This window comes from Streptomyces sp. NRRL S-337 (assembly GCF_000720175.1).
In the GTDB taxonomy this organism is placed as follows: domain Bacteria; phylum Actinomycetota; class Actinomycetes; order Streptomycetales; family Streptomycetaceae; genus Streptomyces; species Streptomyces siderophoricus.
In genome coordinates this window covers 1-11,248 of record NZ_JOIX01000013.1, presented here as the reverse complement: position 1 = coordinate 11,248, position 11,248 = coordinate 1, and the positions used below count along the sequence as shown (strand labels likewise).

Annotated in this window: 11 protein-coding genes; 3 read left to right on the top strand and 8 right to left on the bottom strand. The window is 70.9% G+C overall.

Annotation, left to right across the window (positions count from 1 at the left end):
• Positions 1 to 26 precede the first annotated feature (26 nt).
• The 4 genes from IG62_RS0111970 to IG62_RS0111955 form a co-directional block, all read right to left on the bottom strand.
• A complete protein-coding gene (locus tag IG62_RS0111970) occupies positions 27 to 710 on the bottom strand; it encodes a class I SAM-dependent DNA methyltransferase (protein ID WP_030800828.1) in 684 nt (227 codons plus the stop codon).
• 222 nt (positions 711 to 932) lie between these two features.
• Positions 933 to 1,673 (bottom strand): DUF402 domain-containing protein, encoded by a 741-nt coding sequence (locus IG62_RS0111965; RefSeq protein WP_030800825.1) that lies wholly within the window; start codon positions 1,671 to 1,673, stop codon positions 933 to 935.
• 112 nt (positions 1,674 to 1,785) lie between these two features.
• A complete protein-coding gene (locus IG62_RS0111960; RefSeq protein WP_051797960.1) occupies positions 1,786 to 3,198 on the bottom strand; it encodes a class II fumarate hydratase in 1,413 nt (470 codons plus the stop codon).
• A 120-nt stretch (positions 3,199 to 3,318) separates the two neighbouring features.
• Positions 3,319 to 5,001 (bottom strand): fumarate hydratase, encoded by a 1,683-nt coding sequence (locus IG62_RS0111955; protein WP_107052958.1) that lies wholly within the window; start codon positions 4,999 to 5,001, stop codon positions 3,319 to 3,321.
• A gap of 252 nt (positions 5,002 to 5,253) precedes the next feature.
• On the opposite strand from IG62_RS0111955, the gene IG62_RS0111950 reads away from it, so the two are divergent.
• Together IG62_RS0111950 and IG62_RS0111945 are read left to right on the top strand one after the other, a co-directional pair.
• Positions 5,254 to 6,042 (top strand): DUF1707 SHOCT-like domain-containing protein, encoded by a 789-nt coding sequence (locus IG62_RS0111950; protein WP_037838194.1) that lies wholly within the window; start codon positions 5,254 to 5,256, stop codon positions 6,040 to 6,042.
• A 208-nt stretch (positions 6,043 to 6,250) separates the two neighbouring features.
• Entirely contained in the window at positions 6,251 to 6,610 is a 360-nt protein-coding gene (locus IG62_RS0111945; RefSeq protein WP_030800818.1) for a WhiB family transcriptional regulator, read from the top strand.
• A gap of 88 nt (positions 6,611 to 6,698) precedes the next feature.
• Here IG62_RS0111945 and glpX read toward each other — a convergent pair whose 3' ends face one another.
• Complete coding sequence (glpX, locus tag IG62_RS0111940) at positions 6,699 to 7,730, bottom strand: class II fructose-bisphosphatase (RefSeq protein ID WP_030800816.1); 1,032 nt, start codon at positions 7,728 to 7,730, stop codon at positions 6,699 to 6,701.
• Between the two features lie 236 nt (positions 7,731 to 7,966).
• Here glpX and IG62_RS0111935 point away from each other — a divergent pair, with 236 nt between their 5' ends.
• A complete protein-coding gene (locus IG62_RS0111935; RefSeq protein WP_030412198.1) occupies positions 7,967 to 8,497 on the top strand; it encodes a DUF4245 domain-containing protein in 531 nt (176 codons plus the stop codon).
• Between the two features lie 119 nt (positions 8,498 to 8,616).
• Here the strand turns inward: IG62_RS0111935 and IG62_RS0111930 are convergent, their stop codons facing one another.
• From IG62_RS0111930 to xseA, 3 genes are all read right to left on the bottom strand, one after another.
• Entirely contained in the window at positions 8,617 to 9,210 is a 594-nt protein-coding gene (locus IG62_RS0111930; RefSeq protein ID WP_030800813.1) for a malonic semialdehyde reductase, read from the bottom strand.
• 238 nt (positions 9,211 to 9,448) lie between these two features.
• Positions 9,449 to 9,652 carry an exodeoxyribonuclease VII small subunit gene (locus IG62_RS41760; protein ID WP_037838208.1) on the bottom strand — a complete coding sequence of 68 codons (204 nt, stop codon included), beginning with the start codon at positions 9,650 to 9,652 and terminating at the stop codon, positions 9,449 to 9,451.
• A gap of 187 nt (positions 9,653 to 9,839) precedes the next feature.
• The gene (gene xseA / locus IG62_RS0111920) at positions 9,840 to 11,075 is read right to left on the bottom strand and encodes an exodeoxyribonuclease VII large subunit (RefSeq protein ID WP_199812462.1); all 1,236 of its coding nucleotides are present in this window, start codon (positions 11,073 to 11,075) and stop codon (positions 9,840 to 9,842) included.
• Positions 11,076 to 11,248: the final 173 nt, after the last annotated feature.

The window sequence follows — 11,248 nt, the reverse complement described above, 5'->3', positions numbered from 1 at the left end:
ACGGGACGCGCCCGACGCGCTGCGTTTCAGGCGCGTCGCAGGTGCAGAAAGAGCTGGATCTCGGGTGGTACGTCCGTGCTCGCCGGGGCGTAGGCGTAGGCGTCCTCCCCGACGACGTCGAAACCCGCGTCGTGCACGACCCGGCGCAGGTCGTCCCGCAGGTAACCCGATACCCGGATCGTGTTGCCCAGGAACGGGATCGGGAAGTCGTCCACGTCCGCCTCGACCATCGACAGGGCCATCAGGCCCCCGGGTCGTAGCAGATCATGCAGCAGGCCCAGTGCGTAAGGGATTTCCGCACGGGGCAGCATCAACAGCGAGAAATAAGCGGCGACACCGTCGAAGGAACCGGGGCCGCCGAGCCGGCCGCCCCGCAGATCGGCGATGTCCAGGCGGTGGAACTCCGCGCCCGGGGCGTTGTCCCGGGCCAGCTTGACCATGGAGGGGGAGAGATCGATACCGACCACGCGGTGCCCGGCCGCGGAGAGCTGACGGGCGGTCGGCAGGCCCGTACCGGACCCCACGTCCAGGACGCGGGCGCCGGCGGGCAGTGCACCGGCCAGCCAGGCGCCCGAGGACACCTGGCCCTCCTTGTGCGGAAAGGCGTCGTTGTAGCGGTCGCCGATCGCGTCGAAGGCGTCGGCCTGCCCGGCCCGGTCCAGCGCTAACCGGTTCAGGCCCTCGTACTCGTCGTAGCTCTTCGCGCTCACGACCTCGCCCCTCCTGCGACCGCGGTCAAGTTCGTTTTCCAGTTCTGGAGTTGCGCCTGTGCAGTCTTGCGGAGGACGATCCTACGTTTGAAGACCCGGGGCGCAGCAAGGGGGCTCGGACCGGCTCCTCGCCCCGCGGGAAACAGCTTTGCCCAAAGGCGCACCTTTCCATGGTCCGCCCCCTTCACTCCCACTCGGTGTACCCCGTTTCCCTTCACTGCCTCACGACCGCAAACACTCCGGCGGGCGGTCCCAGTCCTCCGGGAGCCGGGGGACCTGCCAGGCCGGGTCGGGCCGCCAGTCCTCCCACCCGTCCGAGTACGGTTCGCGCCAGGCCGAGATCTGGGCGATCGCGGCCCGTCCGGCGGACCGGACCTCCGCGGCCCGCGCTTTCGTCATCAGCCCGTCCCGCTGCGCCTGTGCGAATTCGTCCTCGTCCCGCCACTCCCAGTGCCGGTCCGGATAGACACAGATGTCGAGGAAGTGGTCCTCGGAGTCAATTCCCCCTGACCAACGACGGCGCGGCTGCTCCAGGTTGACGTACCAGTTCTTGAACTGCCAGCCCTGTTCCCAGAAGAGCCAGACCGACCAGGGGTCGCCGGGCCGCGCGAGCTTCAGCACGCCGGTGCCGAACCAGTGGTCGCGGGTGGTCCGGCGCGGTTTGGTGTAGCGGGTGGCGAGCGGCTCGCGGTGCACCGGCGTGCCGTCGGCCAGCACCGGCCTGATGCACGCGGTCCCCGGCGCCATCCACACCGCCAGCAGCTCTTCGGTGTCCTGGACGACGGTCATCGGCCGGCAGATGTGGAAGCGCCCCGGGTCGGCGTTGTCGCGGTAGCGCCACAGGACGTGGTCGCCCGGCGCCCACCTGCCCGCCGCGCCGTCCGCCGCCGCCTGCCGCACCCCGGACGTCCCGCGCCCGCCGGCCGCCTCGCCTTCCGTCGTGTCCACCATGTCCGCTGTCATGGGCAGATTTTAGAGGTGCCGTATGACGCCCGCCGTGACATGAGACGCAGCGCGCGTTACGGGCGCGGTAACGTACCTTGCTCGCGGTGTTACGGGCGGGCCCGCGGGCGGGTCACGGCCGGGTCATGCGCAGCACGTCCAGCGCCTCGTCCAGCTGCTCCTCGGTGAGCAGCCCGCGCTCCACGTACCCCTCGTCCAGGACCACCTGACGGATCGTCCGCCGCTCGGCGAGCGATTTCTTCGCCACCTTGGCCGCCTCTTCATAACCGAGGTACTTGTTCAGCGGGGTGACGACGGACGGCGACGATTCGGCGTATTCGCGGGCCCGTTCCGCATTGGCCGTGATGCCGTCGACCGTACGGTCCGCCAGCAGCCGCGCCACATTGCCGAGCAGCCGGATCGATTCGAGGACGTTCCGCGCGATCACCGGGAGCATCACATTGAGCTCGAAATTGCCGGCCGCGCCGGCCGCGGCCACCGTCGCGTCATTCCCGGTGACCTGTGCGGCGACCATCAGCACCGCCTCCGGAATCACCGGATTGACCTTCCCCGGCATGATCGACGAACCGGGCTGGAGATCCGGCAGGTTGATCTCGGCGAGCCCGGTGCGCGGCCCCGACGCCATCCACCGCAGGTCATTGGCGATCTTCGTCAGCCCGACGGCGATCGTCCGCAGCTGCCCGCTGGTCTCGACGATCCCGTCCCGCGCGCCCTGCGCCTCGAAATGATTGCGGGCCTCGGTCAGCGGCAGTCCGGTGGCCCGGGCCACTTCCGCGATCACCGCGGCGGAGAACCCGGGCGGGGTATTGATGCCCGTCCCGACGGCCGTACCGCCGAGCGGCAGCTCCGCCAGCCGCGGCACCGCACTGCGCAGCCGTTCCACGCCGTACCGCACCTGGGCGGCGTATCCGCCGAATTCCTGCCCCAGGGTCACCGGCGTGGCATCCATCAAATGCGTCCGCCCCGACTTCACGACGTCCGCGAATTCCTCCGCCTTCCGCTCGAACGCCGCCGCGAGATGCTCCAACGCCGGAATCAGATCGTTCAGCACCGCCGACGTGGCCGCGATGTGGATCGACGAGGGAAACACATCGTTGGACGACTGGCTCGCATTGACGTGGTCGTTCGGATGGACGTCCCGTCCCAGCCGCTCGCTCGCGAGCGTGGCGATGACCTCGTTGGTGTTCATGTTCGACGACGTCCCGGAGCCCGTCTGGAACACGTCGACCGGGAAGTGCGCGTCCCACTCACCCCCGGCGACCGCCGCGGCCGCCTCCTGCACGGCTTCCGCGACGTCCTTGTCCAGCACCCCCAGTTCGGCGTTCACCTTGGCGGCCGCGCCCTTGATCCGCGCCAGCGCCTCGATGTGCGCCCGCTCCAGCCGCTGCCCGGAAACGGGGAAGTTCTCCACCGCGCGCTGCGTCTGCGCCCGCCACTTGGCCCCCGCGGGCACCCGGACCTCGCCCATCGAGTCGTGCTCCACCCGGAACCCGCCGCCGTCACCCACTGCACTCGTGTCACTCATACCTATGACAGTGCCCGGCGGAGGGGATCTGTTCCCGGCCCGACGCACTCCGCCCCGCCGGCAGTTCGCTCGGCGGGGCGGTGGTGTGGTGTGCGGCGGCCCGGGGGAGGGCCGGGCGGGTCAGGCGCCCTGGCGCACCGGAATGCTGGTGAAGGTCGGGGCCGGGGCCGGGTCCTGGAAGAAGTCGTTGCCCTTGTCGTCGACGACGATGAAGGCCGGGAAGTCCTCGACCTCGATCTTCCAGACCGCCTCCATGCCGAGCTCCTCGTACTCCAGGACCTCGACCTTCTTGATGCAGTCCTGGGCCAGGCGGGCGGCCGGGCCGCCGATGGAGCCGAGGTAGAAGCCGCCGTGGGCGGCGCAGGCGTCGGTGACCTGCTGCGAGCGGTTGCCCTTGGCGAGCATGATCTTCGAGCCGCCGGCGGCCTGGAACTGCTCGACGTAGGCGTCCATCCGGCCCGCGGTCGTCGGGCCGAAGGAGCCGGAGGCGTAGCCCTCGGGGGTCTTGGCCGGGCCCGCGTAGTAGACCGGGTGGTTCTTGAGGTATTCCGGCATCTCCTCGCCGGCGTCCAGGCGCTCCTTGATCTTGGCGTGCGCGATGTCGCGGGCGACGACCAGCGTGCCGGTCAGGGACAGCCGGGTCTTCACCGGGTGCTTGGTCAGCTCGGCGAGGACCTCGTCCATGGGGCGGTCGAGGTCGATGGCGACCGCGTCGAGGTCGGGGCCGGCGCCCTTGGTCAGTTCCTCGTCCGTGGTCTCCGGCAGGAAGCGGGCCGGGTCGGTCTCCAGCTGCTCCAGGAAGACGCCCTCGGCGGTGATCTTGGCGACGGCCTGGCGGTCCGCGGAGCAGGACACCGCGATGGCGACCGGGCAGGAGGCGCCGTGCCGGGGGAGGCGGACCACGCGGACGTCGTGGCAGAAGTACTTGCCGCCGAACTGCGCGCCGATGCCGATCTTCTGCGTCAGCTCGAAGACCTTCTCCTCCAGCTCCTTGTCCCGGAAGCCGTGGCCCGTGGGCGAGCCCTCGGCGGGCAGCTCGTCCAGGTAGTGCGCGGAGGCGTACTTGGCGGTCTTGAGGGCGTACTCGGCCGACGTGCCGCCGACGACGATCGCGAGGTGGTACGGCGGGCAGGCGGCCGTACCGAGCGAGCGGATCTTCTGCTCCAGGAACTTCATCATGGAGTCCTCGTTGAGGACCGCCTTGGTCTCCTGGTAGAGGAAGGACTTGTTGGCGCTGCCGCCGCCCTTGGCCATGAAGAGGAACTTGTAGGCGCCGCCGTCGGTCGCATACAGCTCGATCTGCGCCGGGAGGTTGGAGCCGGTGTTCTTCTCCTCCCACATGGTCAGCGGGGCCATCTGCGAGTAGCGCAGGTTCAGCCGGGTGTACGCGTCGAAGATGCCGCGGGAGAGCGCTTCCTCGTCGCCGCCCTCGGTGAGCACGTTCTGGCCGCGCTTGCCCATCACGATCGCGGTGCCGGTGTCCTGGCACATGGGCAGCACGCCGGCAGCCGCGATGTTGGCGTTCTTCAGCAGGTCGAGGGCGACGAACTTGTCGTTGGCCGAGGCCTCGGGGTCGTCGATGATCTTCCGGAGCTGCCCGAGGTGCTCGGGGCGCAGGTAGTGCTGGATGTCATGGATCGCCGCTTCGGCCAGCTTGCGCAGCGCCTCCGGCTCGACCTTGAGGAACGTCCGGCCGTCGGCCTCGAAGGTGCTGACACCTTCCTTCGTGATGAGGCGGTACGGGGTCTTGTCCTCTCCCGTGGGCAGTAGGTCGGTGTAGGCGAATTCCGGCATCGCGGCCAATCCTTACTCGACGATGGCTTCGGCTGACATCTGCGGCAGCGCCCCAACAGCGTAGAACCCTGGCGCGCGGACGGGGCTGTGAGGTAAGGCTCAGTCGGCGGCAGGCTCCGGTTCGGCGGAGGTGCGCGCTCCGGTTCGGGCGGATGTGTGGTCCGCTCCCGCGATATCTAGTCGCGATCTATCGCGTTTCGCTACGCTGGCGCCGTGGATGCAGACAACGGGGGACGAGTGGGCCCCGAGAACCCGCGAACGGTGGACCTGACCAAGGCCGCGACCAGGCCAGCGGGCGCGCCCGCGGCCGAGGCCCACATCCGGGCGTCCGACGCGGACCGCGACCGGATCGCCGCGATACTCCGGGAGGCGCTGGCGGAGGGCCGCCTCGATCCCGAGGAGCACGCCGAGCGGATCGACACGGTCTACCGCGCCAAGACCCTGGGCGAGCTGGAGCCGGTCGTACGCGACCTGCCGGCGGCCGGCGGCCGTCCGCAGCCGGGAGCGGGCGCGGCGGCGACCGCTTCCGGCGCCGGTGCGCCGCCTCCGGACCAGAACCTCGTCGCGATCTTCAGCGCCGCGTCCCGCAAGGGGCGCTGGCACGTCCCGGCGCGGATCAACGCCGTCGCGATCTTCGGTTCCGTGGAGATCGACCTGACCGAGGCGGTCTTCCCGCAGCAGCAGGTCGAGATCACCGTCACCTCCCTCTTCGGTTCCGTGGAGATCCGGGTGCCGGAGAACGTCACGCTGCGCAGCAGCGGCTCCGGGATCCTGGGTGCCTTCGAGATCGACACCCACGAGGCGGAGGACGGTGACGCCCCGCAGATCCAGGTCAACGGCTACGCCGTCCTCGGCAGCGTGGAGGCCCGGCCCAAGCGCGGGGCGCTGATCAGCGACCTGCGCGACCGGATGTGGGAGAACCACCGCGAACTGCGCCGGCAGCTCCGCGACGAGCACCGCGAGCGGCACCGCGAGTGGCACGAACGGCTGCGCCTGGAGCGGCAGGAGCGCCGGGACCGCTTCCGCGGGAGGTTCGACGGCGGCCGGTGACGCACGGACGTCCCGGGGGCGCGGTACGACTTTTCGCGTTGTCGCGTGATCTCCTTTCCGCACGATCGCCACGGTGTGCATAAGCGTGCGCACAGCGGGTAGGGCTGGTGCATCGTCTCTCGTACGGCTGCGGGGTGCGGAAAAAGGCCGTGCGCAGCGAGACGGGCAAGGGTGATTCTCGCGCCGAAGCCGTCGTCAGGAGTAGACCGTGCTGCTACCGCATCAGCCCCTGCAGGATGCCGCTGTCCTTCCGTCCCCGCGAGTACCTGCGCGCGACGAGGCCGGTCCCTGGCATTCCGAGGCGGTGTGCCGCCGGGACGAAGCCGGGCTGTTCTTCGCCCCGTCGAAGGAGCCGACCGCCGCGCGGCTGGCCAGGGAAGAAGCCGCGAAGCGGGTCTGTGCCCGCTGCCCGGTGATGGTCGAGTGCCGGGAGCACGCGCTCCTCCAGCCGGAGCCGTACGGCGTCTGGGGCGGGCTCACCGCGGCCGAGCGCAGGGTCGTGCTGACCCGGCGCCGGCGTCGGGAGTCCGAGCTGCAGCGTACGGCCCATATGCCCGCGGCCGGCTGAACCGACCGCGCGTATGGGCCACTTCGCCCCCGCCGGAGCCTCTCCGGCGGGGGCGAAGTGCGTCCGGGGTCGTCCCGGTGGTCAGCCGTCAGCTCGGGCGCTCGAAGTCCACCGAGCTGTAGGCGCGCAGCTTCGACAGCCGGTGCTGGGAGTCGATCTGCCGGATCGTGCCGGACTTGGACCGCATCACCAGGGACTGGGTGTAGGCGGTCTCGGCGCGGTAGCGCACGCCGCGCAGCAGCTCGCCGTCGGTGATGCCGGTGGCGACGAAGAAGACGTTGTCGCCGCGGACCAGGTCGTCGATCTGCAGGACCTTGTCCAGGTCGTGCCCGGCGTCCAGCGCACGCTGCCGCTCCTCGTCGTCCTTGGGCCACAGCTTGCCCTGGAACGAACCGCCCAGACACTTCAGCGCGCAGGCCGCGATGATGCCCTCGGGCGTACCGCCGATGCCGAGCAGCAGGTCGACGCCGGTGCCCTCGCGGGCCGCCATGATCGCGCCGGCGACATCGCCGTCGGCGATGAACTTGATCCGGGCGCCGGCCTCGCGGACCTCCTTGACCAAGCCGTCGTGGCGGGGCCGGTCCAGGATGACGACGGTGACGTCCTCGACCGCGGACTTCTTCGCCTTGGCGATCCGCTTGATGTTCACCGCCACCGGGGCCGTGATGTCGACGAAGTCCGCCGCCTCCGGGCCGGTGGCGAGCTTGTCCATGTAGAAGACCGCGGAGGGATCGAACATCGAGCCGCGCTCGGCGACCGCCATCACGGAGACCGCGTTGGCCATGCCCTTGGCGGTCAGCGTCGTCCCGTCCACCGGGTCCACCGCCACATCGCACTCCGGGCCGGTACCGTCGCCGACGCGCTCGCCGTTGTAGAGCATCGGGGCGTTGTCCTTCTCGCCCTCCCCGATCACCACCACGCCGTTCATCGAGACGGTGTGGATCAGGGCGCGCATGGCCTTGACCGCCGCGCCGTCCGCGCCGTTCTTGTCACCCCGCCCCACCCAGCGGCCCGACGCCATGGCACCGGCCTCGGTGACCCGGACGAGTTCCAGGGCGAGGTTGCGGTCCGGGGCCTCGGGGCTGACCTCGAGCTGGGACGGGAGATGATGCTCGGTCATCGAGCGCACCTTTCTGTACGGCGACGGCCGTGGAGGAGTGAGGGTGGCTGTGCGGGGGCGCGGGGGTCTCCCCCAGAGGTTCACAGTATCCGCACGTCGCCAAAATGAGCAGAGGGCCCTTCGCATGAGCGGCCGACCGGGGGATGCGCGACACGGCGTTCGCGCAGGTGACGGGCGTCACCGGGGGGCCTGTCGGGGCCGGCGCCGGGATGGGGGACCATAGGGGCGTGGCAGGTATGCGAGGCAGGCAAACGGTGCGGGACATGGTCCTGTCGCTGGCAGTGATCGGCGTCCTGGTCGGGGCGATCTACATCTTCATCCCGCACGACGAGAGCGCGGACGCGGCGAAGAACGCGGTGAAGACGGTCGACTACCGCGTCGAGCTGATCACCGCCCGGCGCGCGGCGCCCTATCCGGTCGCCGCACCCCAGGGGCTCCCCAAGACCTGGCGTGCCACCTCCGTCTCCTACAAGGTGAGCGACGACGGCAAGGGCGGTGCCTGGCACCTGGGCATGCTCGACCCGGAGGAGCAGTACGCGGCGGTCGAGCAGAGTGACGCGCCGGCGCGGAAGTTCATCCAGGAGGTCACGCTCGGCGCCACCAGGACCGAGGGCAAGCAGGCCGTCGGCAGCAAGAAGTGGGACCGCTACGAGGGCGACAGGTACAAGGCGCTGGTCCGCGAGGAGAAGGGCGTGACCACGGTCGTCACCGGCACCGCGCCGTACGGGCGGCTGGCGGACCTGGCGGCCGCGCTGGTGGCGAAGTAGGGCTGACGCAGGCGAAGCGCGCAGGGGCCGCCGCACCCGGGCTGGGTGCGGCGGCCCCTGCGTGGTTCTCCGACGGCCGTCAGACGGTGGTGACGGCTGTCGGAGGGCGGTGACAGGCGTCAGACGGTGGTGACGGCGTCGTCGAAGGTCAGGCGCGGCGCGCGCGGGAAGAAGGCGTCCGGGCCCGGCTTGCCGATGTTGATGACGAGGAAGGACTTCTGCTTGCCGTCGCCGAAGAACTCCTTGTCGATGCCGGTGAAGTCGAAGCCGGTCATCGGGCCGGCGGCCAGGCCGGCGGCGCGGACGCCGACGATGAAGTAGCCGGCCTGCAGGGTGGCGTTCTGGGTGCCGGCGACCTCGCGGACGGCGGCCTCGGCGAAGAAGCTGTCCTTGATGCCGGGGGCGTGCGGGAAGAGCTCCGGCAGCTTCTCGTGGAAGTCCAGGTCGACGGAGAGGATCGCGGTCAGCGGCGCGGTCAGGGTCTTCGGGCCGTTGGCGCCCATGGCGTGGTTGACCAGGCGCTGCCGGGCCTCGGGCGAACGGACCAGGGTTATCCGCAGCGGCGACTGGTTGAAGGCGGTCGGGCCGAACTTCACCAGGTCGTAGATCGCCTGGACCTGCTCGTCCGTCACCGGCTCGTCCGTGAACGTGTTGGCGGTCTGGGCCTCGCGGAACAGCAGGTCCTGGGCGGCGGCGTCAAGGGCGAGAGACATAAAAGGGCACCTCGGTGGTCAGCTCGGTGGTCAAACGGGTCTGCGGTAGCCGCCGCGGATGCGGTGAGTACCACGATGCGGATATCGCAGTCCACATACTGCACGGTTCTCCGTGCTCTCCACTCTAAAGCGGGTAGATTAATGTTCAACTAAATCGAGGGTGTTGTGAGCCGGTTCACATGAATGGGTGTGAGGGGACGCCTGATCCGCGCGCGGCGCGCGGCCCGGACCGCCGCGCCTACCGCTCCTCGGCCAGCGCCGCGTCCAGCCGGGCACGGGCGCCGTCCAGCCAGCGGCGGCACACCTTCGCCAGCGCCTCGCCGCGCTCCCACAGCGCCAGCGACTCCTCCAGCGTCGTACCGCCCGCCTCCAGGCTGCGGACGACCTCGATCAGCTCGTCCCGCGCCTGCTCGTAGCCGAGCGTGGACTCCACCGAGGGCACCGCGTCCGCCGCCGCGGGCGCGCCCGGCTGCGGCCCGGCGGCGTCCGGACCCGGCTCCGCGGCGGGCTCCGCGCTCTGGGCGGCCCGCGCGCCGGTGTCCGCGCCGGCCGCCGGGCCCTGCTCCGTCTCCGCCACGCCGTCCGTCTCCCGCTCCGTCTTCGCCTGCGCCTTCGCCATGTCTCCCACCCTATTCGGGGTCACTGACAGCGCCCTGGACGCCGTCGACCCGGACCTGGAACTCGCCCGCGGACACCCGGGCCCGCAGCTCCTCCCCGGAACTGACCTCCCCCGGGGAGCGCACCGCCGCCCCGTCCGCCTTCTGGAGCACCGCATAGCCGCGCTCCAGCGTCGCCCTGGGCGAGAGCGCGACCACCCGCGCGAGGGTGTGCGTCAGCTCCGAATCGGCCCGGTCCAGCAGATGCCCCAGCGTCCGCCGGCCGCGCTCCACCAGGGCCGTGACCTGCTCCTCGCGCTCGTCCACCATCCGCTGCGGACGCTCCATGCACGGCCGCTGCAGCGCCGCCGCCAGCCCCCGCTGCTCCCGCTGCAGGAAGCCCTCGACCGCGCGCAGCGCCCGCTCCCGCAGCTGCTGCACCCGGGACAGCTCCTCGCCCACGTCCGGCACCACCTTCTTCGCCGCGTCCGTCGGAGTCGAGGCGCGCAGATCGGCCACCAGATCCAGCAGGGGCGTGTCCGGCTCATGGCCGATCGCCGAGACGACCGGCGTCACCGCCGCGCTCACCGCCCGGACCAGCTGCTCGTCGGAGAACGGCAGCAGGTCCTCCACACTGCCGCCGCCACGGGCCACGATGATCACGTCGACCTCGGGCAGCGCGTCCAGCTCCTGCACCGCCGCGACCACCTGCGGCACCGCATGCACACCCTGCACGGGTACGTTGCGCACCTCGAAGCGGACGGCCGGCCAGCGGTGCCGGGCGTTCTCCAGCACGTCCCGCTCCGCGGCGCTCGCCCGCCCGCAGACCAGCCCGATCAGCTGCGGCAGGAACGGCAGCGGCTTCTTGCGGTCCGCCGCGAACAGCCCCTCCGCCGCCAGCGACTTCTTCAGCTGCTCCAGCCGCGCGAGCAGCTCACCGACCCCGACCGGCCGGATCTCCGCGGCCCGCAAGGAGAGTTGACCGCGCGGGGCGTACCACTCCGGTTTGGCGTGCACCACCACCCGGGCGCCCTCGCTGATCACGTCCGCGACCTTGTCGAAGACCTGGCGGTAGCACGTCACGCGGAGCGAGATGTCGTGGGACGGATCGCGCAGCGTCAGGAAGACCACGCCCGCGCCGGGGCGACGGGAGAGCTGGGTGATCTGCCCCTCGACCCAGACCGCGCCAAGCCGGTCGATCCAGCCGCCGATGAGCCGGGACACCTCGCCGACCGGGATCGGCGTTTCGGGGGACGTGGAGACAGCCATACGAGCGAGAGTAGCGGCGGCCACCGACAGTGGCGGCCGCCTCACCCTCAGCCCGCCGCCCTCAGCCCGCCGCCCCGCCCTCCCCGGCCCCCCTCGCCGGCGGGGAGCGGTTTTTGGGGGGAGGGGGAGACAGCCATACGAGCGAGAGTAGCGGCGGCCACCGACAGTGGCGG

Excerpts from the sequence above, each read along its gene's own strand:
- IG62_RS0111960 (WP_051797960.1), bottom strand. The coding sequence starts at position 3,198 with ATGAGTGACACGAGTGCAGTGGGTGACGGCGGCGGGTTCCGGGTGGAG.
- xseA (WP_199812462.1), bottom strand. The coding sequence starts at position 11,075 with ATGGCTGTCTCCACGTCCCCCGAAACGCCGATCCCGGTCGGCGAGGTG.
- IG62_RS0111930 (WP_030800813.1), bottom strand. The coding sequence starts at position 9,210 with ATGTCTCTCGCCCTTGACGCCGCCGCCCAGGACCTGCTGTTCCGCGAG.
- IG62_RS0111935 (WP_030412198.1), top strand. The coding sequence starts at position 7,967 with ATGCGAGGCAGGCAAACGGTGCGGGACATGGTCCTGTCGCTGGCAGTG.
- glpX (WP_030800816.1), bottom strand. The coding sequence starts at position 7,730 with ATGACCGAGCATCATCTCCCGTCCCAGCTCGAGGTCAGCCCCGAGGCC.
- IG62_RS0111965 (WP_030800825.1), bottom strand. The coding sequence starts at position 1,673 with ATGACAGCGGACATGGTGGACACGACGGAAGGCGAGGCGGCCGGCGGG.